Source organism: Pseudarthrobacter sp. LMD1-1-1.1 (genome assembly GCF_040676255.1).
In the GTDB taxonomy this organism is placed as follows: Bacteria; Actinomycetota; Actinomycetes; order Actinomycetales; family Micrococcaceae; genus Arthrobacter.
Genome location: NZ_JBEGHP010000012.1, coordinates 253,403 through 276,309, shown reverse-complemented (window position 1 = coordinate 276,309; position 22,907 = coordinate 253,403). Strand labels below are relative to the sequence as shown.

The 22,907-nt window shown below is 64.3% G+C and carries 20 protein-coding genes, 2 tRNA genes and 1 pseudogene; 5 read left to right on the top strand and 18 right to left on the bottom strand.

The annotated features are described in order from the left end of the window. Positions 1-15: 15 nt before the first annotated feature. Positions 16-1,959 (top strand): Stk1 family PASTA domain-containing Ser/Thr kinase, encoded by a 1,944-nt coding sequence (gene pknB, locus MRBLMD1_RS06790; protein WP_364398384.1) that lies wholly within the window; start codon positions 16-18, stop codon positions 1,957-1,959. 27 nt (positions 1,960-1,986) lie between these two features. Here the strand turns inward: pknB and MRBLMD1_RS06785 are convergent, their stop codons facing one another. The 3 genes from MRBLMD1_RS06785 to MRBLMD1_RS06775 are packed head-to-tail and all read right to left on the bottom strand — an operon-like array spanning position 1,987 to position 3,592. Further along, on the bottom strand, positions 1,987-2,628 hold the full coding sequence (locus tag MRBLMD1_RS06785; protein ID WP_159629353.1) for an aminodeoxychorismate/anthranilate synthase component II: 642 nt from the start codon (positions 2,626-2,628) through the stop codon (positions 1,987-1,989). After that, positions 2,625-2,795 carry a hypothetical protein gene (locus MRBLMD1_RS06780; RefSeq protein WP_201302364.1) on the bottom strand — a complete coding sequence of 57 codons (171 nt, stop codon included), beginning with the start codon at positions 2,793-2,795 and terminating at the stop codon, positions 2,625-2,627. The genes MRBLMD1_RS06785 and MRBLMD1_RS06780 overlap by 4 nt, the downstream gene beginning before the upstream one ends. 2 nt (positions 2,796-2,797) lie before the next feature. Next, positions 2,798-3,592, bottom strand: coding sequence for a class E sortase (locus tag MRBLMD1_RS06775; RefSeq protein ID WP_159629355.1), 795 nt, complete (start codon positions 3,590-3,592; stop codon positions 2,798-2,800). 173 nt (positions 3,593-3,765) lie between these two features. Between MRBLMD1_RS06775 and MRBLMD1_RS06770 the strand changes: the two genes are divergently transcribed. Beyond that, positions 3,766-4,017, top strand: coding sequence for a cell division protein CrgA (locus MRBLMD1_RS06770; RefSeq protein WP_141158788.1), 252 nt, complete (start codon positions 3,766-3,768; stop codon positions 4,015-4,017). Positions 4,018-4,051: 34 nt separating this feature from the next. Further along, positions 4,052-4,663: a DNA-3-methyladenine glycosylase I gene (locus MRBLMD1_RS06765; RefSeq protein WP_159634951.1), complete on the top strand. Its 612-nt coding sequence runs from the start codon at positions 4,052-4,054 to the stop codon at positions 4,661-4,663. Between the two features lie 214 nt (positions 4,664-4,877). On the opposite strand, the gene MRBLMD1_RS06760 is transcribed toward MRBLMD1_RS06765, so the two are convergent. The 3 genes from MRBLMD1_RS06760 to MRBLMD1_RS06750 form a co-directional block, all read right to left on the bottom strand. Beyond that, positions 4,878-5,345 (bottom strand): carboxymuconolactone decarboxylase family protein, encoded by a 468-nt coding sequence (locus MRBLMD1_RS06760; protein ID WP_159629357.1) that lies wholly within the window; start codon positions 5,343-5,345, stop codon positions 4,878-4,880. 544 nt (positions 5,346-5,889) lie between these two features. Next, on the bottom strand, positions 5,890-6,768 hold the full coding sequence (locus MRBLMD1_RS06755) for a rhomboid family intramembrane serine protease (protein WP_159629366.1): 879 nt from the start codon (positions 6,766-6,768) through the stop codon (positions 5,890-5,892). 9 nt (positions 6,769-6,777) lie between these two features. Next, positions 6,778-7,323, bottom strand: a complete 546-nt coding sequence (locus MRBLMD1_RS06750; RefSeq protein WP_141158792.1) for a peptidylprolyl isomerase — start codon at positions 7,321-7,323, stop codon at positions 6,778-6,780. A gap of 154 nt (positions 7,324-7,477) precedes the next feature. On the opposite strand from MRBLMD1_RS06750, the gene MRBLMD1_RS06745 reads away from it, so the two are divergent. Together MRBLMD1_RS06745 and MRBLMD1_RS06740 are read left to right on the top strand one after the other, a co-directional pair. Beyond that, the gene (locus tag MRBLMD1_RS06745; protein WP_364398379.1) at positions 7,478-8,419 is read left to right on the top strand and encodes a hypothetical protein; all 942 of its coding nucleotides are present in this window, start codon (positions 7,478-7,480) and stop codon (positions 8,417-8,419) included. Positions 8,420-8,522: 103 nt separating this feature from the next. Next, a complete protein-coding gene (locus tag MRBLMD1_RS06740) occupies positions 8,523-9,398 on the top strand; it encodes a glycosyltransferase (RefSeq protein WP_159629370.1) in 876 nt (291 codons plus the stop codon). Positions 9,399-9,401: 3 nt separating this feature from the next. On the opposite strand, the gene MRBLMD1_RS06735 is transcribed toward MRBLMD1_RS06740, so the two are convergent. The 12 genes and pseudogenes from MRBLMD1_RS06735 to dnaA form a co-directional block, all read right to left on the bottom strand. After that, positions 9,402-10,358: a DMT family transporter gene (locus tag MRBLMD1_RS06735; protein ID WP_364398377.1), complete on the bottom strand. Its 957-nt coding sequence runs from the start codon at positions 10,356-10,358 to the stop codon at positions 9,402-9,404. A gap of 83 nt (positions 10,359-10,441) precedes the next feature. Beyond that, positions 10,442-10,517 (bottom strand) — tRNA-Ala (locus tag MRBLMD1_RS06730). 72 nt (positions 10,518-10,589) lie between these two features. Continuing rightward, complete coding sequence (locus MRBLMD1_RS06725) at positions 10,590-10,706, bottom strand: DLW-39 family protein (protein ID WP_306629327.1); 117 nt, start codon at positions 10,704-10,706, stop codon at positions 10,590-10,592. A 71-nt stretch (positions 10,707-10,777) separates the two neighbouring features. Then, positions 10,778-10,851 (bottom strand) — tRNA-Ile (locus MRBLMD1_RS06720). Positions 10,852-10,949: 98 nt separating this feature from the next. Further along, the gene (locus MRBLMD1_RS06715) at positions 10,950-11,600 is read right to left on the bottom strand and encodes a DUF3566 domain-containing protein (protein WP_364398375.1); all 651 of its coding nucleotides are present in this window, start codon (positions 11,598-11,600) and stop codon (positions 10,950-10,952) included. Next, positions 11,593-14,271, bottom strand: coding sequence for a DNA gyrase subunit A (gene gyrA / locus MRBLMD1_RS06710; RefSeq protein WP_141158797.1), 2,679 nt, complete (start codon positions 14,269-14,271; stop codon positions 11,593-11,595). Before gyrA ends, MRBLMD1_RS06715 begins: the two co-directional genes overlap by 8 nt. 55 nt (positions 14,272-14,326) lie before the next feature. Further along, positions 14,327-16,414, bottom strand: a complete 2,088-nt coding sequence (gene gyrB / locus MRBLMD1_RS06705) for a DNA topoisomerase (ATP-hydrolyzing) subunit B (protein ID WP_224023955.1) — start codon at positions 16,412-16,414, stop codon at positions 14,327-14,329. A 378-nt stretch (positions 16,415-16,792) separates the two neighbouring features. After that, positions 16,793-17,347 carry a DUF721 domain-containing protein gene (locus MRBLMD1_RS06700; RefSeq protein ID WP_159629378.1) on the bottom strand — a complete coding sequence of 185 codons (555 nt, stop codon included), beginning with the start codon at positions 17,345-17,347 and terminating at the stop codon, positions 16,793-16,795. Continuing rightward, a complete protein-coding gene (recF, locus tag MRBLMD1_RS06695; RefSeq protein WP_364398372.1) occupies positions 17,337-18,542 on the bottom strand; it encodes a DNA replication/repair protein RecF in 1,206 nt (401 codons plus the stop codon). The genes MRBLMD1_RS06700 and recF overlap by 11 nt, the downstream gene beginning before the upstream one ends. Before the next feature lie 45 nt (positions 18,543-18,587). After that, a pseudogene (gnd, locus tag MRBLMD1_RS06690) lies at positions 18,588-19,496 on the bottom strand (phosphogluconate dehydrogenase (NAD(+)-dependent, decarboxylating)); the annotation flags it as partial. 85 nt (positions 19,497-19,581) lie between these two features. After that, entirely contained in the window at positions 19,582-20,706 is a 1,125-nt protein-coding gene (gene dnaN, locus MRBLMD1_RS06685; protein WP_214945168.1) for a DNA polymerase III subunit beta, read from the bottom strand. A 538-nt stretch (positions 20,707-21,244) separates the two neighbouring features. Beyond that, complete coding sequence (dnaA, locus tag MRBLMD1_RS06680; protein WP_224023945.1) at positions 21,245-22,666, bottom strand: chromosomal replication initiator protein DnaA; 1,422 nt, start codon at positions 22,664-22,666, stop codon at positions 21,245-21,247. Positions 22,667-22,907: the final 241 nt, after the last annotated feature.

Here is a 22,907-nt window from a genome sequence, read left to right as displayed (position 1 = left end):
GAGGACAGCCTGCCGGTGGATAACCGGCGTGTCCTGAACGGGCGCTACGAGCTGGGTAACCTCATTGGCCGCGGCGGCATGGCGGACGTCTACAGGGGCACCGACACCCGCTTGGGCAGGACAGTCGCCATCAAGCTGCTGCGGCCCGACATGGCCCGGGATCCGCAGTTCCAGGCACGGTTCAAACGTGAAGCGCAGTCGGTGGCCGCCCTCAACCACCCCTCCATCGTGGCGATTTTCGACACCGGGGAACACGTGGTCCACGACGGCTCCGCCGAGGACGTACGGGTGCCGTACATCGTCATGGAGTACGTGGAGGGCAGGACCCTGCGCGAACTGATCCGCGGCAACGAGGTCACCATCAGCCAGGCGATCGACTATTGCCTGGGCGTCCTGGGGGCCCTCGAATACAGCCACAAGGCCGGGATTGTGCACCGGGACATCAAGCCTGCCAACGTGATGTACTGCCCGGGCACCAACTCGGTGAAGGTGATGGACTTCGGCATTGCGCGGGCCATCGCCGATTCCTCCGCCACCATGACCCAGACCCAGGCAGTGGTGGGAACGGCCCAGTACCTCTCGCCGGAACAGGCCCGGGGCGAAACCGTCGATGCCCGCAGCGATCTCTATTCCGCCGCGTGCCTGCTCTACGAAATGCTGACTTCGCGGCCGCCGTTCGTCGGGGACAGCCCGGTTTCCGTGGCCTACCAGCACGTCCGCGAAATCCCGGACCCGGCCAGCAGCCTCAACCCCGAGGTGTCACCGGCGCTGGACACGGTCCTCGCCAAGGCGCTGCAGAAGAACCGCGCGGACCGGTTCCAGGATGCGGCCGCTTTCCGGCGTGCCCTGCGCGCTGCAAAGGCCGGAGTGGCCGTCCCGGCCGTGCCGGCGTCCGAGGCACCCACCGATCCGAATGACCACGTACCCCAGGCGGCTCCGCCCACCGAGGCATTTGCTGCTGCGGGGGCAGGCTTCCTTGACGACGCGCCCACGGGGCGGCTGGCTGCCACCAGCCTGTTCCATGACGACGGCGGTTCCGCGGTTCCGCTGGAGCTGGCGGATGGGCACGGGCCGGATGGGTACGGTGCGGATGCCTACGGGGCCGGCCCGCTCCCGCTCGGCCTCGCTCCCGAACGCGAGCGGACCAGCCGCCAGAAGTCCCGCCGTCGTGCCTGGATTGCCACCCTGGTGATCTTCACCCTGTTGATTCTCGCGGGGGGCGGGCTGTGGCTGTACCAAACGGTGAACCGTCCCGCTCCCGCTCCGCCCAAGGTAGCCATCCCATCGGTGGCGTCCATGACGGAAACCGCTGCGCTCCAGGAGCTGTACAACGCGGGCCTTCGCCCCAGGATCGCCAGGTCGGCTAACGACACGGTGCCCAAGGGGACCGCCATCGGGACGGATCCCGCGGCCGGCGGTTCCCTGGATCCGGGGGCCGACGTAATCCTCAACGTCTCCGACGGCCCCAGCTCGGTCAAGATCCCGGACAGTCTCCCCGGCAAGACCGAGGCCGCGGCACGGGACATCCTCCGCCAGGTGGGGCTGGTTGGCGCTCCGTCAACCACCACTGCCAACAGCGCCACTGTCCCCGCCGGGATCGTCATCACCTCCAACCCGGCGCCGGGGCAAAGCGTCGGCGTGGGCACCAGCGTGGAGCTCATCGTCTCCACCGGCAAGGTGGTTGTCCCCGAACTGCGCGGCATGACACGTGAAGAGGCCGAGGCCGCCCTGAAGGAACGTGGCTTGGTCGCTTCAGTGGTCGAGGCGGAAAACTCGCAGGTGGAGCCCGGCAGGGTCACGGATCAGAGCGACCCCGTCAACGCCGCCGTCGACCAGGGAAAGACCATCACCGTCGTGGTGGCCAAGGCTCCGCCGCCCCCGCCGGCGCCCACGGAAACCCCCACGGAAACGCCCACGCCGACAGCAACGCCGACGCCGAAGCCCACCAGGAAGGGCTGACGCCCGGCCTGGCGGGGGCTGGCCCTGCTAGTGCTGGATCAGCGGGCTTAGCTTCGCAGCCCGCGCGGCCGCACCCTTCATGCCCAGCGACTCCAGCCAGTTGCCGAGCATCTGGTACCCGCCTTCGGTGAGGACCGATTCGGGATGGAACTGCACCCCGCACAACGGTGCAGTCCGGTGCTGCAGCCCCATGACCACGCCGGACGCGGTCTGCGCCGTCACTTCCAGGACCTCGGGAATGGACTCCCGGACCGCCGCCAGCGAGTGGTAGCGGGTGGCAGTGACGGGGGAGGGGAGGCCGGCGAACACGCTGGTGCCGGTGTGCTCCACCTGGGACGTCTTGCCGTGCATGAGCTCGGGGGCGTGGGTCACCTTGCCGCCGAAGGCCTCTGCCAGGGCCTGATGTCCCAGGCACACGCCGAACATGGGAACGCTGTTCTCACCGCACCACTTGATCAGCTCGATGCAGACACCCGCCTCCGCAGGATTTCCGGGACCGGGGGAAATGAGGACGCCGTCCCGGGTACTGGCAAGCTCGATGGCCTCGGCCAGGGTGACGTCATCGTTCCGGACCACCGTGGTCTCGGCACCGAGTTCCTGGAGGTATCCCACCAGGGTGTAGACGAAGCTGTCGTAGTTATCCACTACAAGGATCTTGGTTGTGGTCATGGCTGGTCTGCGGAACCAATCGTTGAGTCGGTGAATTGGGTGAAGTGGGACATCCAGGGGAAAAGGAACTGGACCATCAGGACCAGGGCCACGAAGATCAGTGCCAGCGAGATGATGATCCTGAGCCAGAGCGGCCCGGGAAGGTGGCGGAAAATCCAGGCGTACACGGTCAGCTCCTTCCGGTGGCTGCTGCAACCTGCGCCGCGATCTCAGCAGGCGGCCCTGCGGCTGCCGGCCGCCAACTGTCCAGCAGGGCGTAGGCGATGATGCGTTCTTCCGCGCCGAAGCGGGGGTTGCAGCTGGTCATGGTGAGGTAGCTTTCGGTGGGCGCGACGCCCGGCTGGGTGGGGACAGGTTCCAGGACGTCAGTTCGGGAGGGCATCACGATCTGGTTGTTCCGGAAGACGTAGACGTAGTAACCGTCCTTGGTTTGCACGTAGATCTTGTCGCCGGGCACCAGCGTGTGGATGTTGTCCAGCACCGCCCCGTGCGTCTGCCGGTGCCCTGCGACGGCAAAGTTGCCCACCGCACCGGGCATTGCCGTATTGCTGTAGTGCCCCAGGCCCAGCGTATCCAGCACGTCCTGGCTGGTCCCCTGGACGATGGGACGCGTGTAGGTGGGGCCGAACCGGGGGATGTACATGATGCCGATGGTGCCGGCGTGGCCGGGAGCGGTACCCACCACGGGTTTGCCAAAATCCTCGCCGGCGGCAGGGGGCGCCGCAGGGGCCGGGGCGGCCGTCGCGGGAGCGGCACTGCCCAGGTCCTGGGCGAATTCCTTGATGACCTGGCTCTGCTTGGCGTCGGATTCCACGTTGGTCCACCACAGCTGCCACGCGACAAACAGCAGGAGGATGACGCCGGCAGTAATCAGCAGCTCGCCGAGCACCGAGATGGTGCCAGTGAGGAGGGCACGACGGCGCGCGGGCGCAGTGGCGGGCTCCGCCTTCTCCTGCAATACCACGCGTTCCCCTCCGGGCATTCACCCTGGGCACCGGGTGCCCATCAACTGCGGCTAGAATTGGCTGCTAGTAAGAATCCAGATTTGACCAAGATCGCGCAGACCGCTGGCAATTTCCTTCTTGCAGGATACCAAGCCCGGGCCGCCGAGCTTGCCCAGCCCGCCAAGGAGAGCCAGTGCCCGAGTCAAAGCCTCGCAGGAAGACCGCCAGCACCGCCCAGCCGGCATCCCCGCAGGCGTACAAGCCCAACCCCGTGTGGTTCAAGCCGGTCATGTTCGGCCTCATGATCATCGGCCTCTTCTGGATCATCACCTTCTACATCAGCGAGGGACGCTTCCCGGTCCAGGCCTGGCAGTCCTGGAACATCGTGGCGGGCTTCGGCATCGCCATCGTCGGGTTCCTGATGACCACCCGCTGGCGCTCGTAGCGCCTGCCGCGGAACTGTTCCAAGGAGAACCACACTGGCGCCCGAGTCCAGCGGAGTGATCGTTGGCGAGGATGGCCTGGCCCGTCCTGCCTGGGCCGCCACGGATCCGCTCATGCGCGACTATTACGACCAGGAATGGGGACTGCCCGTCACTGACGAGCAGGGCATGTACGAGCGCATCTGCCTGGAGGGCTTCCAGGCAGGTCTTTCCTGGGCCACCATCCTGCGCAAGCGCCCTGCCTTCCGTGCCGCCTTTGCCGGCTTCGACCCCGAACAGGTGGCCTTGTTCAGCGGCGAGGACGTGGAACGGCTGATGCAGGATCCGGGAATCATCAGGAACCGGCTCAAAATCCTTGCCGCGGTCAAGAATGCACAGGCCACACTGGAACTTCGCAACGACGGCGGGCTGGTGGACTTTGTTTGGAGCTTCCGCCCGGCCAGCACCCCGGAGCCCGCGGTGGCCGCCGATGTCCCCACGCAGTCGGCGGAATCGGTGGCCCTGTCCAAGGCGCTCCGGAAACGGGGCTTCTCCTTTGTGGGTCCCACCACCATGTTCGCTTTGATGGAAGCCGTGGGAATAGTGGACACCCATCTACTGGACAGCCACCGCCGCGGCTCCTCCGGAATTTGGTCCATGCAGGCCTAAAGACCCTACCGCCGCCCGTTATCCCCAACTGTTGGGAAGGTTATCCACACTGTGGACAACCTTCCCCAGGGATTCTGTAGAAGGCGCCAGCATCCCTGTGCGGCACCCTTCCGCCAAAAGCTGCCGGGAAAATGTGGTTATTAACAGTGTGGAATACCTGTGGATAAGTCCAGGAGCCTGAAGGGGACACGTCCCGACGGGCCGGCGCTGGAGACTACGGGCGGGTCCGCCGGACCGGGTGATGGCTGGTGATGGACACCCTGTTGAATGCGTTCATGGTCACGGCAAGCCAACTCACGGCCGAAAACTCCTCGGCGCTGAGCCGCTCCCGCGCGTAGGCCTCCGCGTGCTCCCGTGACCGCTCACCCGGGAGTTCGGTGATGCTTTCCACCAAGGCCAGCGCGGCCCGCTCCTGGTCCGTGAACAGGGCGGTCTCACGCCAGGCAGGCAACACCGCCAGCCGCTGCGCACTTTCTCCCTCCTCGCCGGCCTTCCGCACGTGGAGATCCAGGCAATAGGCGCAGCCATTGATCTGGGAAATCCGCACGTTGAGCAGTTCCAACAGGCCCCTCCCGATCCCAGCCTCTTCTGCCGCTTCCTGCACCTTCAGGCCCAGGCCGCTGATCGCCCTCCACAGGGCCGGATGCTGTTTATCAAGATACAGGTGCTCGGTGGCAGTCACGGATGTCCTTGTCGGTTGGGCGGCTTGGCAGGCAACCATCATAGGCAGGCGGCCAGAGCGCGACCCTCTGGTGTTTATCCACTTACCAACAATGCGATACCCACAAGTTATCCACAGCTGTGGGAAACCGCGTGGAAAGCGGTGCCCTAGGCCGGCCCTGCCCTTACTGCTACGGGTCGCGCGGGACTCCGAACAACAGCATTGTGACTTATTAACAGTGTGGATACCGATGTCGATAACCCTCCGCCAACGCCGGCAGAGCGGTCCGGCGGGCGTTCCATGGGCCGGTTTTTCCACAGAGGCGCCCGGAAAGTGCCTCTTATCCACTTACGCACAGCAATATCCCCACAGGTTATCCACAGCTGTGGAGAAGCGCCCGGCTGTTGCCCCGGCGTAAGCCGCCAAGGGCCGGGATGGGCCGATCCATCACCTGAACTACAGCTATGTAAGTTACCAACACTGTGGAAAAGCGCTGTGGAAAACACGAATGCCCCCGTCACCAACGGTGACGGGGGCATTCCGGTTGGTCGTGGATATGTGGCGGCTAAAGCGTCACGCGCACCCAGCTGGCGGCCACAAGCAGCGCAAAAACGGCGGCCAGCCCCAGTGCCTGGAGCAGGCCCTGGCGGCGTCCCCGGGGTGTGTAGGCAAGAACCGCGGCGCAGAGGCCGCCGGTGATGAGCCCGCCCAGGTGGGCCTGCCAGGCGATATGGGGAATCAGGAAGCCGATGACGCCGTTGATGGCAATCAGGACCCACAGTTGCCGTGTGTCCCCGCCGCGCTGCCGTTGGACCAGCAGCATGGCGCCGAAGAGGCCGAAGATGGCACCGGAGGCGCCCACCAATCCCACCAGACCCTGCCCTGGCACCAGCACGGGGTTCATCAGCAGGTAGCCCACTGAACCACCAAAGGCGGAGATAAGGTACAGCGCCAGGAAGCGGACCCGGCCAAGGATGGGCTCCAGGGCCTGGCCGAAAATCCACAGCGTGTACATGTTCAGGAGAATGTGCAGCAGCGAATCCGGGGAATGGAGGAAGGCCGAGGTCACCATCCGCCACGGCTCAAACGCGCCGTACTGAGGGGCGGCAAAGATGTTGTTGTACGCGAACTGTTTGTATACCCAGTCCCCGGGAATCAGCATCTGCAGTGCGTAAACCACAACGCAGGCTGCAATGAGGCCGTACGTCACCAAAGGTTTGCCAGTGGCAACGGCACCGCCGTAGACGCTCCGTACTTCCGGCGTCGTACGTCGTGTTTCGTTGACGCAGTCAACGCATTGGAATCCGACGGCGGCCGCCCGCTGGCAGTCCGGGCAGGCGGGGCGCCCGCAGCGCTGGCAGCGCACATAGGACGGCCGGTCCGGGTGCCGGGGGCATACCGGAACCTGGGCGGACGGCTCAGCCGACGGAATTCCGTAACTCATGGTGGGGCGTTACAGCTGTTCGATGTCGATGCTGTTGATGGTGACGTCCTCGACCGGGCGGTCACCCATGCCGGTGCGGACACCCTCGATGGCGTCTACGACCTTCTTGGATTCCTCGTCAGCCACTTCACCGAAGATGGTGTGCTTGCCCTGGAGCCAGTCCGTGGGAATGGTGGTGATGAAGAACTGTGAACCGTTGGTGCCCTTGCCCATCTGGATGCCGGCGTTGGCCATGGCCAGCTTGTAGGGCTGGTTGAAGCTCAGTTCAGGGTGGATCTCGTCGTCAAAGCGGTAGCCGGGGCCACCGGTTCCACGGCCCAGGGGATCTCCGGCCTGGATCATGAAGTCCTTGATGATGCGGTGGAAGATGGTTCCGTTGTAAAGCGGCGTGCCGGTCTTGTCCTCGCCGGTTTCCGGGTGGGTCCAGGCCTGCTCGCCGGTGGAAAGGCCCACGAAGTTCTTGACCGTCTTGGGCGCGTGGTTGCCGAAGAGGTTAACCACGATGTCGCCGAGGCTGGTGTGGATGGTTGCTTTTGCAGTTGCGATGGCAGTCATAGGTTGATTCTCCCATGCCGGTTCTGGGCAGCCACGGCTGCGGGGGCAGTTCCGCGCTGGGTGAAATCCCCCTAAAATCCGCAGAGTGAATAGCCCGTGGTGATCTGGGCACGTAGGCTAGCGACAGAACCGTCACATTAATCGGGAGGTAGTTGTGAAGAAATCGGATCGTATTGCCCGTGACCTTGAGCAGTCGGTCACCAGTGCCGTGGAAAACGCCAAGGATTGGGCGGCCCCCCGGGTGGAAGCTGCCGTGGACTGGGCTGTTCCCCGGCTGCAGCAGGGCCTGGACAGCGCATCTCCCAAGATCCAGGAAGGCCTGAAGACGGCGGCCCACAGCCTGGCCGACGGCGTTGCCACAGTGACTCCCCGGATCCAGGACGGACTGGCCCACCTGGCCCCGAAGATCAATGACGTGGTTGAAGGCGCATCGCCCAGGCTGCACGAGGCCCTGGACAAGGCCACCCCGGTGGTCCTGAACGCCCGGGACCGGGTAGTGGTGGAGTACCTGCCCAAGCTCTCGGACCAGATTGGCGTGGCGTCCGGCGCCGTTCACCGCACCCTGGAAAACACCCCGGCACGGGTTGACGCAGTGGCGCAGAAGCTTGGGGACGTGGGAATCATCCACGCCCTCCAGGAGCAGGCCCAGGCCACCGGCACGCAGCTGAAAGCAGCCGCGGCAGGGGCAAGCCGCGCAATGGACGTGCAGCTTGCCCAGCCGGAGAAGCCCAAGAAGCGTGGCTGGCTGATCTTCGGTGTGGTGGCCGCAGCGGTTGCAGCGGGCGTTGCCGCATGGAAGGCGTCCAAGCCGGTCGAGGACCCCTGGAAGACCCCCTCGCCGGTCACCCCCACCCCGGCACCCGTTCCGGCCACTACCGTCAGCGACGTCAAGGCAACCACTGCCGACGCCGCCGACAAGGGCACTTCCGCAGCCGCATCCGCGGCCGGTGCTGCCGCGGACAAGGCCGGGGACGCAGCTGAGACGGTCGCTGATAAGTCAGCCGATGCCGCCGACAAGGCCAAGCACGTTGCCGACGACACCGAAGGCGGCGCCAAGACGGTTGCCGATGAAGACAAGGGCAGCAGCCAGGCCTGATCTTCGCCATTCACACAAGGGGGCTCCGTTTGACGGCGGGGCCCCCTTTTTGTGTCTCTTCCCGTCCGCGGAGGCATCTTACGCGGATGCTAGATTTGAAGTGATGTCAGCCAATCGATCCTCTGGGGATGCCGTGAACGACGCAGCCGTACAGCTCCGCGTGTCAATCGTCATCCCGGCGTACAACGAGGAGAGCGTGATCAGGCAGTGCCTGATAGCTGCGATCTACCAGTCCGTTCCCGCCCACGAGATCATCGTGGTGGACAACCTTTCGAAGGACCGGACCGCTGACATTGTGCGCCAGATGCAGCTGGAGTATCCGGAAAGCCCCATCATCCTCCTGAGCCAGGACCGGGAACAGGGACTCATCCCCACCAGGAACTTCGGGCTGGACAGTGCCACCGGGGACATCCTGGGGCGGATTGACGCTGACTCCATCGTCGAACCCGACTGGGTTGAACAGGTGCAGAAGGCCTTCGCTGACCAGTCGGTCCAGGCTGCCACCGGCCCGGTGGTCTACTACGACATGCCGATGCGCCGGTTCGGACTCAAGGCGGACGACAAGATGCGCCAGCTCATGCTGAAGCTGGCCAAGCACCAGTACCATTTCCTGTTCGGCTCCAACATGGCCCTGCGGGCCACGGCCTGGGAGACCATCCGTTCCGAGACCTGCCGGGACGAGAAGGACGAGATGCACGAGGACATCGACCTGTCCCTGCACCTGGCCGACCATGAACTGCCGGTGCGCTACTGGCCGCAGATGGTGTCCGGGATGTCCGCGCGGCGGCTTGAGGATTCACCGCGGGACTACCGCTACTACGTCACCCGGTTCGACCGGACCTACAAAGCCCACAACGTCAGGAAGATGGCGCTGAAGGCCCCCATGGTGGTTTTCTTCTCGGTGTACTTTCCGGCCAAGCTCCTCAGGGCCATCCACACCGTTAACACGGCCCAGCCGGTCCGCCGCGGCGGTCAGTAGGGCTCAGTCAGTTCCCAGCCCGGCCAGGCGGTCCGACGGCGGTTCCTCCTGGGGTGCCGTTCCACGGCTGCCCCGGCTGCCATTCCCCTGGCCCCTGCTGTTCCTTTGACCGAGGACCACGACGGCGAGTCCCGCCAGGATCAGGCCGAGCCCGGCGTAAGTGCCTGCGGGCAGCGTCTCGTGCAGGAACACGGCTGCCAACAGCGCTGCCCCCGGGATTTCCAGGAGGATGATCATGGAGACGATGAGGGGGCTCATGGTGGCCAGCAGGTGGTTGAAGGCGGTGTGGCCCACCAGTTGGGCACAGACGGTGATTGCTGCGATGCCCAGCCACCCGCCCGGCTCAAACCCCGCCAGGGGCTGGCCCACGAACAGGGCCAGGGCGGCCACGAGGGCGGCGCACATTCCGTAGCAGAGCGTGGTGTAGGTTCCTGTTGTCATGCTCTGCCGTGCCTTGCCACCTGCGAGCGTGTAAAGGCCGGCAAGGGCGCCGCCGGCCATCGCCAGCAGGTCTCCCGTGAGGGCCTGCGGGGAAGAGCCCATGTCGAAGCCGGTGATCGCCACGACCCCGCCAAAGGCGGTTCCCAGCCCCGCCAGGACCTGCCAGCGGTGGCGGATGCCGCGGAAGAGCTGAAAGACGGCAATCCAGGCTGACTGCAGGCAGACCAGGGCGGTGGCGGCTGCTACGGATGTCAGCTGAAGGGATGTGATGAAGCAGGCGAAGTGCAGGGCAAGCGCGACGGCTGCCAGCATCGACCAGCGGAACTCGCTGCGGCTGATCCTGCGGAACTGGCCGGGTTCCCGGACCAGGGTGGGGGAGGCCATGACGGCCGCGCCGATGGCGTTGCGCCAGAAGGCGATGGCAAGGGCGCTGACACTTGTGGCGCCGAGCGTGGCCGCGATCAAGGGCCCGGATGATGCAACGCCCAGGACTCCCAGGGCCGCGAAGAAGAAGTTCAATGCAGCCCCCTTGGTTCTGGTTCCTTGCGCAGATGGAAAGCAAAAAGTCCCGGCCGGCGTTTCCGCTGACCGGGACTTCCTTATGGTGGAGGCACGGGGACTCGAACCCCGAACCCCCTGCTTGCAAAGCAGGTGCGCTACCAATTGCGCCATGCCCCCATAAGAAGCAACCCGTCCATCATACCCTAGAACCAGGGAGCCCTTGACAGGCTCCCGGAGCGGGCGTCCGGCCTAGTCCACCGTATCGGTTGACTTGCTCCAGACTGTTTTTTGGGCTTCGGATTCCTGTGCTTTCCGGTAGACCAGGAAGCCTGCGATTGCCGCTGCCAGTACAAGCAACTTTTTCACATGCTCCCCGTTCCGATCCGGTACCGGATAACTCCGGACCAAACCTCCGTTTGAAACCTGCACAGGTTCCGTGGGCGTACCAGGACTTGAACCTGGGACCTCTTCGTTATCAGCGAAGCGCTCTAACCGCCTGAGCTATACGCCCTCAATCCCTCATCGGGCCGAGACATGACTTTACAGCACACCCCGGCCCGATCTCAAATCGGGCCTTTTCACCGGTGCGAACCCGGCGAAAATGGCTTCCTAATCGTCGGTGAGGGTCACGCCAATGCCACCCACCAGGGTGGCGGAGATGTTGTAGAGGACAGCGGAAAGCATGGACAGTGCCGTCAGCAGGACCACGTTGACCACGGCAATGATGGTGGCGAACGACGCAACCTGGCCCAGCGAAGCCACCTTCTTCAGTTCGAAGCCGCCGCTTTCCGAGCCGGCGAGCGTGCCCAGCAGACTGTCCACCTGGTCAAAGATCCCGGTGAGGTCCAGGACCGTCCACAGGACGATGGCGGCCACCACGGTCACGATCCCCAGTGCCACGGACAGCAGGAATGCCATCTTCAGGACGGACCACGGGTCCACCTTGCTGATCAGGAGCCGGGCCCGCCGGACCTTTGCCTTCGGCGCCGGCTTCACCAGGCCAGGGGTTCCCTGGCCGGAGGCACCCTGTGCAGGACGCTGTCCGGGCTGGCCCTGGAAGGGGCGCTGGCCGGGCTGCACGGGGCGGTCGCCCTGCTGCGGCCGCTGGCCAGGGACGGCGGGGCGCTGGCCCGGAGCGCCGGCCGGCGCAGCGGGGCGCTGCTGCGGACGAACGGGGGCGTTCACGCGGGGTGCCGCTGAAGGCCGGTTCCCGTCGGGAACAGTACTGTTCGGCTTGGGAAATGAGTCGGAATTACTCACTCGTTACCTCCGTGTTGTCTTCGTTCGGCTCAGCGTCGCCCGAGGCGTCCTCTGACTCAACGGCCGGTGATTCTTCTGCCATTGCTGGCGCGGCGGATTCCCCAGCGGTCCCGCCATCTTCAGCCAACGTTACGTCATCCCCGGCGGATTCCTCGTCCTCAAGACCGCGTTCGCTGTTGCGCGCCACCTCGATAATCCGGTCATTCTTGTCAGGTTTGGCGAAGATCACGCCCATGGTGTCGCGGCCCTTGGCAGGAACCCCGGCAACGGAGGAACGGACAACCTTGCCGCCCTCCATGACCACCAGGACTTCATCTTCTTCCTGGACGATCAGTGCACCCACGAGGTGGCCGCGCTCTTCCTGGTATTTGCCGACCTTGATACCCAGTCCGCCACGGCCCTGCAGGCGGTATTCCTCCACCGCCGTGCGCTTGGCGTACCCGCCTTCGGTCACGATGAACACGAACGAACCGTCGGTGACCACGTCCGCGGCCAGCAGTTCGTCGTCCTCGCGGAACTTCATGCCGGTAACGCCGGATGTGGCACGTCCCATGGGGCGCAGTGCGTCATCGGTGGCGGTGAAGCGGATGGACTGGCCCTTGCGGGACACCAGGAACAGGTCGTCGGTTTCCGAGACAAGCTGGGCGGAGACCAGTTCGTCGCCGTCACGCAGGTTGATCGCGATCACGCCTGCCGAACGGTTCGTGTCGTAGTCCTCCAGCCTGGTCTTCTTCACCAGGCCCCTCTTGGTGGCGAGCACCAGGTACGGCGCCTGCTGGTAGTCCTTGAGGTCCAGCACCTGGGCGATGTGTTCGTCGGGCTGGAATGCCATCAGGTTGGCAACGTGCTGGCCCTTGGCGTCCCTGCCCGCTTCCATCAGCTCGTACGCCTTGGCGCGGTAGACCCGGCCCAGGTTGGTGAAGAACAGCAGCCAGTGGTGGGTGGTGGTGACGAAGAAGTGCTCCACCACATCGTCACCACGCAGCTGGGCACCCTTGATGCCCTTGCCGCCGCGCTGCTGCGACCGGTAGTTGTCGCTGCGGGTGCGCTTGACGTAGCCGCCGCGGGTGATGGTGACCACCATCTCCTCTTCGGGGATGAGGTCCTCCATGGACATGTCGCCGTCGTAGCCCATGAGGATCCTGGTGCGCCGGTCATCGCCGTGCTTGTCCACGATCTCGCCCAGCTCAGTGCTGATGATCTCGCGCTGGCGCTGCTCCGACCCCAGGATTTCCTTGTATTCGGTAATCAGGGCTTCGAGTTCTGCGTGCTTCTCCTGGATCCGCTGGCGTTCCAGGGCGGCCAGGCGGCGCAGCTGCATGTCCAGGATGGCCCGGGCCTGCAGCTCATCAATGTCCAGCAGCTCCATCAGCCCGTCCCGTGCGGCCTCGGTGGTGCTGGAAGCGCGGATGAGGGCAATGACCTCGTCCAGCATGTCCAGCGCCTTGAGGAGGGCCCGAAGGATGTGGGCTTCTTCCTCCGCCTTGCGCAGGCGGTACCGGGTGCGGCGGGCGATAACGTCCATCTGGTGCGTGACCCAGTGGCGGATGAACGCATCAAGGCTCAGTGTCCGGGGCACGCCGTCCACGATGGCCAGCATGTTGGCGGAGAAGTTGCTCTGCAGCTCGGTGTGCTTGTAGAGGTTGTTCAGCACCACCTTGGGCACGGCGTCGCGCTTCAGCACGATCACCAGGCGCTGGCCGGTGCGTCCGGACGTTTCATCCCGGAGGTCGGCAATGCCCTGGATCTTGCCGTCCTTGACCAGTTCGGCGATCTTGATGGCCAGGTTGTCCGGGTTGGCCTGGTACGGAAGTTCGGTGACCACCAGGCACGTGCGGCCCTGCAGTTCCTCCACGGCAACTACTGCGCGCATAGTGACCGATCCGCGGCCGGTGCGGTAGGCGTCTTCGATGCCCTTGTGGCCAAGGATGGTGGCTCCGGTGGGGAAATCCGGGCCCTTGACCCGCACCAGCAATTCCTCGAGGAGTTCCTCGCGCGTGGCACCCGGGTTGGAGAGGTACCACTGCACGCCGTCGGCTACTTCCCGGAGGTTGTGCGGCGGGATGTTGGTAGCCATGCCCACGGCGATACCTGAAGAACCGTTGACCAGCAGGTTGGGGAACCTGGCCGGCAGGATGGTGGGTTCCTGGTTTTTGCCGTCGTAGTTGTCCTGGAAATCGACGGTCTCCTCGTCGATGTCCCGGACCATCTCCATGGCCAGCGGCGCCATCTTGGTTTCGGTATACCGCGGTGCGGCAGCGCCGTCGTTGCCGGGGGATCCGAAGTTTCCCTGCCCCAGCGCCAGCGGGTAGCGCATGGTCCAGTCCTGGATGAGGCGCACCAGGGCGTCGTAGATCGCAGTGTCGCCGTGGGGGTGGTACTGGCCCATGACCTCGCCCACCACGCGGGCGCACTTGTTGAAGGACCGGTCGGGGCGGTAACCGCCGTCGAACATCGCGTACAGCACGCGGCGGTGCACGGGCTTGAGGCCATCGCGGACGTCGGGAAGGGCACGGCCCACGATGACGGCCATGGCGTAGTCCAGGTAGGACCGCTGCATTTCCGTCTGCAGGTCCACCTGTTCCACGCGGTCGATCAGCACGTCGCCTTCAAGAACGGTGTCCGGAGTTCCGCCCTCAGGGGCGGAGTTCTCGGGGATTTCGTCGCTCATTAGTTATTTTCCGTTTCAGGTATATGTCTGGTTCCGAATACTTTGGAGCGGATCCTTAGATGTCCAGGAACCGGACGTCCTTGGCGTTCTGCTGGATGAAGTTGCGGCGGGATTCGACGTCTTCGCCCATGAGGACGGAGAAGATCTGGTCGGCAGCCAGGGCGTCGTCCATGGTCACCTGCAGCAGGGTGCGGTGGTCGGGGTCCATGGTGGTGTCCCACAGCTCGGTGTAGTCCATCTCGCCAAGGCCCTTGTAGCGCTGGATGCCGTTGTCCTTGGGGATGCGGCGCCCGGCGGCCTGGCCCGACACGAGCTTGGCGTCGCGTTCGCGGTCGCTGTACACGTAGTCATGCGGGGCGTTGGACCACTTGATCCGGTACAGCGGGGGCTGGGCCAGGTACACGTAGCCGTTCTCGATCAGGGGCCGCATGTAACGGAACAGCAGGGTCATCAGCAGCGTAGTGATGTGCTGGCCGTCCACGTCGGCATCTGCCATGAGCACGATCTTGTGGTACCGCAGCTTGGCCAGGTCGAAGTCCTCGCCGATGCCGGTACCGAAGGCAGTGATCATGGACTGCACTTCTGCGTTGCCCAGGGCCTTGTCCAGGCGTGCGCGTTCCACATTGAGGATCTTGCCGCGGAGGGGAAGGATGGCCTGGGTCTCGGGGTTGCGGCCGCGCTTGGCGGAACCACCGGCCGAGTCACCCTCCACGATGTAGACCTCGCACTTTTCCGGGTCCTTTGAGGAACAGTCCGAAAGCTTGCCGGGCATGCCAAAGGACTCCAGCGGGCTCTTGCGCCGGGCATTGTCGCGGGCCTTGCGCGCAGCCATCCTGGCCTGCGCGGCGGAAATCGCTTTGCGGATCACGTCGCGGGCGGGGCCGGGGTTGCGCTCCAGCCAGTCGCCCAGCCCGTCGGTGACCACGCGCTGGACGAAGCCCTTGACCTCGGAGTTGCCGAGCTTGGTCTTGGTCTGGCCCTCGAACTGGGGCTCGGCCAGCTTGACCGAGATGACGGCGGTGAGGCCCTCGCGGATGTCGTCGCCCGTGAGGTTGTCGTCTTTCTCCTTGATAATGCCTTTTTCGCGGGCATACCGGTTGATAAGGGAGGTCATGGCAGCGCGGAAGCCTTCTTCGTGCGTGCCACCCTCATGGGTGTTGATGGTGTTGGCGTAGGTGTGGACGCTTTCGGAATAGGCGCTGGTCCACTGCATGGCCATTTCCAGGGCGATCTTGCGCTCGGTGTCCTCGGTTTCAAAGGCGATGACGTCCTCGTGGACCACCTCAACCTTTTTGCCCGAGTTCAGGTGCCTGACGTAGTCCAGCAGGCCTTCGTTGTATTGGTACACCACGGTGCGGTGTTCGGCGCTGACTTCACCCTCGGTGCTGAGGTCGTCAAGGTCCAGGTCGCCGTCGGCGTCGTCCCCGGCTGGCGCGCGCTCATCCGTCAGGGTGATCCGCAGTCCCTTGTTCAGGAAAGCCATCTGCTGGAAGCGGGCGCGCAGCGTTTCGAAATCGAACTCGGTGGTTTCGAAGATCGCGGGGTCCGGGTAGAAGGTCTGGGTGGTGCCGGTGGCGTCCGTCTCTTCGCCCTGGACCAGGCTGCCCTGCGGCTTGCCGCCGTCAGCGAAGGACATCCGCCACACGTGCCCCTGGCGGCGCACTTCGGTATCCACGCGGCTGGACAGTGCGTTGACCACCGAGATGCCCACGCCGTGCAGGCCACCGGAAACGGCGTATCCGCCGCCGCCGAACTTGCCGCCCGCGTGCAGGATGGTCATGACCACCTCGACGGTGGGTTTGTGTTCCGTGGGGTGCATATCCACCGGAATGCCGCGGCCGTCATCGACCACTTTCACGCCGCCATCGGCCTGCAGGACGATCTCGATATGGCTGCAGTAACCGGCCAGCGCCTCATCCACCGAGTTGTCCACCACTTCGTAGACCAGGTGGTGCAGGCCACGGGGTCCGGTGGAGCCGATGTACATGCCCGGACGCTTGCGGACAGCTTCAAGGCCCTCCAGCACGGTGATGTCACTGGCGCCGTATTCCCTTGGCGTGGCTGCCGTGGGTGGAGTATCAGGGGTGCGGCCATCCTCGACTGCTGTATCTGCTGCCAGAATATCTGTATTGTCGTTAGCCACAGGCGCTGCGACTCCTCTGTTCTCGATGATGGCCGGCCGGTGCCTTTCCCAGGGAAAAGCCACCCGCCAACAGGCACAAACTTATGGCGCCGGTGACCTGCTGACGGTTGGTGGTCCGCGCCCCGCGCGCGGAGAGCGCGCGCAGAACGGACTGAAGTCAACGTTTCATCCGCGCCCAGTTATCTGCATCAATTCTACCGTGAACCAGGACATATCCCCGCATTCCGGGGCCTTCAGCGCCACTGAATATGGCTGTGCGAGGCTCTTGGCCGCGCCTAGGGCGGCCCAGCGGTACGCCCTCCGGGTGCCTATACACGCTGCGGTCCTTACAGCGCCCTACACGCCGTTGCGCGCAGTTTCAAGAGCTGCCGTCCTGGCCTATCCGTACGTGTCCCGCGGACCACGGCCGTTGACACTGCGTCCGCCCTTGCGCCAGCTGGGTGCGGAGGGTCCCAGCACCTGGATGCTGGTGACCACCCCGTCTCCCAGTTCACGGCGGAATTTGTCGAGCAGGCTGCTGCTCAGGAGACGAAGTTGGGTGGCCCAGGCAGTGGAATCGCACCGCACGTGCAGGGTGGTGTCGGTGAAGCTTTCCGGGGTGCAGTGGGCAGAGATTTCCGGCCCCACCAGCGTGGACCACTCCGCCATGACCGAGCCGACAGCCACAGGTGAGCTCCAGCCCCGCTCCGCCACCAGCCGTCCTACCACCTTCCCCAGGCCCAACGGGTCCCGGCCAGTGGCGTGGAACTGGCTGAAGCCGCGGGTGTCCCGGATACTGCCTTTAGCCTTTGCGGAACCGGGCCGTGCAACTTTCCGCCGGACTTCGCCGCGTGCTGCCGCGGCTTCCCGCATCCGGTTCAGCGCCGCCTGCGGCGCATCGATGTCGTCAGGCTCGCGGCCGGGCTGGAGCCCGCCGCCCTGGTCACTGCTCATCGATACCTCCCGGGATGACCTTCACCCGCCGCCCGGACAGTTCTTCCGGAATATCGGCGTCGACGGCGGCGGTCACCAGGACCTGTTCCGCGCCGGAGACTATTGCCGCCAGTTTACGCCGCCGCTGGACGTCCAGTTCGGCAAAGACGTCGTCCAGGATGAGGATGGGAGCAGAACCTCCGGTCCGGGCGTCGTCAAGCATCACGTAGTACGAGGCCAGCCGAAGGGACAGGCACATGGACCAGGTCTCCCCATGCGACGCGTATCCCTTGGCTGGCGCCTGTCCGAGCATGAGCTCCAGTTCGTCGCGGTGCGGGCCAACCAGGGATATGCCCCGTTCCAGTTCTTTCTTGCGGGATTCAGCGAATGCCTGCACGTAGCGTTCGGTGAGCTGTTCCACGGAGAGAAGCCGGAGATCATCCTGGCCGTCTGCAGTACCTCCTGCTGCGGAGCGCTGCGCGCTTCCCGCCGGGACGCCGTCGTCGTCCATCTGGCTTTGGAGCGTTGACCGGTAGGTGGCATCCGCCGGCTTGGACGCGTCCGTGAGTTGGGCATAGGCCCGGGCAAGGTGCGGGCGGAGCCGTTCAACCAGTTCCAGGCGCGCGTGCAGCAACTCCGCGCCCGCCCGGGCCATGTGCTGGTCCCACACGTCCAGGGTGGATTCGTGTGCTGTGGTGAACCTGCCGGCGCGGGCTGATTTGATCAGGGCGTTGCGTTGTTTTAAGACCCGGTCATAGTCGCTGCGGGTGGCAGCGTGGTGCGGGATAAGGCTTGCCAGCAGCTCGTCCAGGAAGCGGCGCCGGTTTGATGGATCCCCCTTGACCAGTGCCAGGTCCTCAGGGGCAAACAGGACTGTCTGGCAGATGCCGAGTATGTCGCGGGCCCGGACCGGGTTGCTGCGGTTGATGCGTCCCCGGTTGGCGCGGCCGGCGTTGATCTCCAGCTCAAGGACCGTGGTCTGCGTGCCCCGGACCAGCCGCGCGCGGACCAGTGCACGTTCCGTCCCGAACCTGAGCAGGGGCGCGTCCGAGCTGACCCGGTGGGAACTGAGCGTGGCCAGATACCCGATGGCCTCCATCAGGTTGGTCTTGCCGATGCCGTTGTAGCCTACCAGGACGGTGACGCCCGGTCCCAGGGTGAGGTCAACCTGGGCGTAACTGCGGAAGTCGGTCAGGGAAAGGTGTTCCAGATACACGCGGTTTTCGGCAATTCTGGGAACTCTGCTGGTCCCCGGTGGGTGCTACTTGGCGGGGCGGGTTGCGTGGCCGCCGAATTGGTGGCGCAGCGCGGAAACCATCTTCATGGCGGGCGAGGTGTCTTCCCGGGATGCGAACCGGGCGAACAGCGCGGCGGTGATGGCCGGGGCGGGGACGGCGTTGGCGATGGCTTCCTCCACGGTCCACCGGCCTTCGCCGGAATCCTCGACGTAGTCGTCAATGGAGGCCAAACCGGGATCTTCGTCAAGGGCCTTCACCATGAGGTCAAGGAGCCATGAACGGACTACCGTTCCCTTTTGCCATGCCCTGAACGTGCCGGGAAGGTCGGTGACGATGTCCTTGGCGGCGAGCAGTTCGTAGCCTTCGGCGTAGGCCTGCATGAGGCCGTATTCGATTCCGTTGTGGACCATCTTGGCGTAGTGGCCTGCCCCGATGCCGCCGACGTGGACAAAGCTGTCCGCCCTTTCACCTTCGGGACGCAGCGCATCGAAGACGGGCAGGGCACGTTCGATGTCGGCGGCGTCGCCGCCGGCCATAAGTCCGTAGCCGTTTTGCAGGCCCCAGACTCCGCCGGACACGCCGCAGTCCGCGAAGCGGATTCCCTTGGCGGCGAGGAGTTCGCCGTGCTTCTGGTCCTCGGTGAATCGCGAGTTGCCGCCGTCAATGACGAGGTCGCCGGTTTCCAGCTTTTCGCTGAGTTCAGTGATGACGGCGTCCGTGATGGGGCCCGAGGGCACCATCACCCAGATGATCCGGGGCGCCGGTACGGCGGCGATCAGCTCATCGACGCTGGCAGCATCAGTAACGTCCGGGTTCCGGTCGTAACCGGTGACTTCCAGTCCTCCCTTGCGGAGGCGCTCACGCATGTTGAACCCCATTTTGCCGAGGCCGATCAGTCCAATGTGCATGAGTGGAACTCTTTTCTGCGCTAAGTGGGAGGAACGGGGTTGGCGGTGGGTAGGGCCCCATCGGCGAGGGGCCCGGCCTGAGCTTGCGAAGGCTGGGCGCCGATGGGAACTAGTTGGGAAGCCGGACCGGCATCACCAGGTAGCGGTAGTCATCCTGGTCTTCGCCGTCTGCGTCCGCCTGGGCCGTGATCATGGCGGGCTTGGGAGCTGTGGTGAAGGAGAACCGGACAAACTTGGTCTCGATGACGCTGAGTCCCTCGATCAGGTAATGCGGGTTGAAAGCGACCGTGATGTCATCACCGGACAGCTGGGCTTCGAGTTCTTCCGATGCCTGGGCGTCCTCACCGGTGCCGGCATCGAGGTTCAGCAGCCCCGCGGTGAAGGCAAGCCTGACCGGAGTGTTGCGCTCTGCCACGAGGGATACACGGCGGACAGCTTCAACGAGCTCCTGGGTCTGGACGGTGGCGTGGATGGGGGTGGACTCGGGGAACAGGGAGCGGATCTTGGGGTAGTCCCCGTCCACCAGCAGTGACGTGGTGGTGCGCCCCCCGCTTTCGAAGCCGATGAGCCGGCTGTCGTCGTCGGACAGGGCGAGGTTGATGTCGCCGCTGTTACCAAGCGTTTTGGCTACCTCGTTGAGGGTTTTGGCCTTGACCAGGGCGCTGGTGGAGATGCCTGGCGTGACCGGCTTCCACGGAACTTCGCGCATGGCGAGCCGGTAACGGTCGGTGGCCAGCAGCGTGATCAGATCGTCCTCGATCTCCATTCGCACACCCGTGAGGATGGGGAGGGTGTCGTCCTTGCTTGCCGCGATGATGACCTGTGAGACGGCCTGGGCAAAAGCATCTCCCGGGACGGTTCCGCTGATGGCCGGCAGGGACGGCAGGGGTGGGTATTCGGCTTCAGGCATGGTCGCGAGATGGAAGCTGCTTCGACGGCAGGTGAGCGTGACCTTGTTGCCGTCGGTTTCCACGTCCACGGGAGCAGAGGGCAGGCTGCGGCAGATGTCCGCGAGCAGCCGGCCGGATACCAGGATGGTGCCTTCATCCCTGATGTCTGCGGTGATTTCGAGCCGCGCCGAAGTCTCGTAGTCGAAGCTCGAAAGGCTGACGGTTCCTGCTTCAGCCTTCAAAAGCAGGCCGGAGAGGACGGGCACGGGCGGCCGCGGAGACAACGACCGGGCTGTCCAGGTGACGGCTTCTGCCAGGACGTCCCGATCGACTCTGAACTTCACGGAAGGGTGCCGCCTTTCATTGCTGCTGCCATGTGAAACCCGGGAATTTCGCAGGAAACTCCGGAAGAAGTTGGGCGCACCCCGGCTGGTGCATGGTCCGCGAAAACGGAAACCACACGAAAACCCAGGGATGGGAGCGCTGCTGACAGCTTAGCCGGAAGATCGGGGATTAACCCATCCCCCAGGGTCCGGTCCAGTCCGCCGTGGGCCGGCAGGCCCCCTGTGTCGGATGCGCGGATCGTTCTTGTTGTTTGAGGGATTTCAATTTTTTGGGATTAGTAGTGTTAATAACTGCTGTGGAAACTGTGGATAACCCGGTCCTGCCGCGTGGTTCCGCGCTTAAGCCCTGTTCACCCGCTGTGCGTTAAGTGGGTTTTAAACAGGGTGTGGATGGGGACAACGCAAAGGGCCATTTTTAACGATCCACAGACGGCTTAAGGGTTTTAAGCCCATTAACCGCGCTTGTCCCCTTAAGTATCCACAGGCTTATCCACATGCCCCTGTTAATAAGGTATAGAGTGCCGGGCGCGGTGTGGATTCAGGAGTCGCGCTGTTGCTGCTTGATCCGGTTGGTCAGCTCGGTCACCTGGTTGTAGATCACACGGCGCTCCGCCATCAGCTCGCGGATCTTCCGGTCGGCATGGATGACGGTGGTGTGGTCGCGGCCGCCGAGTTCCTGGCCGATCTTGGGAAGTGACATGTCCGTCAGCTCCCGGCAGAGGTACATGGCGATCTGGCGTGCGGTCACCAGCGTCCGGGTCCGGGATTTGCTGCAGAGTTCCTCCATGCTGAGCTTGAAGTAGTCAGCTGTCTGCTGGAGGATCTGGGCGGACGTGATCTCCTGGGCGCCGTCGTCGGTAATCAGGTCCTTCAGGACCATCTCGGCAAGGGCCACGTCCACCGGCTGGCGGTTCAGGCTGGCGAACGCCGTCACCCTGATCAGTGCACCTTCAAGCTCGCGGATGTTGCTGGAGATCTTGGATGCGATGTACTCGAGGGCATCATCCGGCGCCGACAGGCCCTCGCTGAGCGCCTTCTTGCGGAGGATGGCGATTCGGGTCTCAAGTTCCGGCGGCTGGATGTCCGTCAGCAGGCCCCACTCAAAACGCGACTTCATGCGGTCCTCGAAGCCGGCCAGCAGCTTGGGCGGCTGGTCCGAGGTGATGACCACCTGCTTGTTGTTGTTGTGCAGGGCATTGAAGGTGTGGAAGAACTCCTCCAGCGTCCGGTCCTTGCCGGCCAGGAACTGGATGTCATCGATCAGCAGGACGTCCACATTGCGGTAGGTCGTCTTGAAGCTCGTGCCCTCATCATCACGGATGGAGTTAATGAAGTCGTTGGTGAACTCTTCGGAATTTACGTATCGGACGCGGATCCCGCTGTACAGGCGCCGGGCGTAGTGGCCGATGGCGTGCAGGAGGTGGGTCTTGCCCAGACCGGAGTCACCGTAGATGAAGAGCGGGTTGTATGCCTTGGCAGGTGCTTCGGCAACAGCAACGGCGGCAGCGTGGGCGAAACGGTTCGAGGAACCAATCACGAAGGTGTCAAAGACGTACTTGGGGTTCAGCCGGCCGAATTCGTGCGAGGTGCTGGGCAGCATGGGCTGCGGTTTCTGCTCGATGACCTGGTCCGGTGCGAAAGCCGGCTCGACGATGGGTTCGGGTTCCTCGTGGAGGGGGACCAGATCGGTGTCCACATCGATGGCGCAGCGGATGTCTTCGGAGAAGACATTGTGCAGTGCATCGTCGAGGGCTTCCTTGACCTGGGTCTGGAGCACCTCGCGGGTGAGTTCGTTGGGTACGGCGACCAGGAGCGTGGAACCAATGAGGCCCTGCGCCTGGGCGAGGATGACAAAGCCACGCTGGCGCGGTGTTACGCGGTGGTCCTGTTCCAGCAGGCTGACAACCCGGCGCCAGGAACTTCCGACAGTATTGGCGTGGTTGGCTTCGTCTACTGTCATCAATCGGTTCCCTCAAAACTTGCTATGCCTGCATTGCCTGCAGCCCCAAGTCCGGAACCAGGGTGCTGGCCCAGCTTAATCCACAGGGTTATGCACAGTCCGTGGATAATCGGCTACTGGGACACTCTAGGGGATGAAAAGCCTAGAAGATAGCTGGCTATCCGGCTGTGGATAATTACACGGTTGTGGTTCCGGAAGCACCCCTGTGAGCCACTTCATCCACAGGCTGTTGGGGATAGTT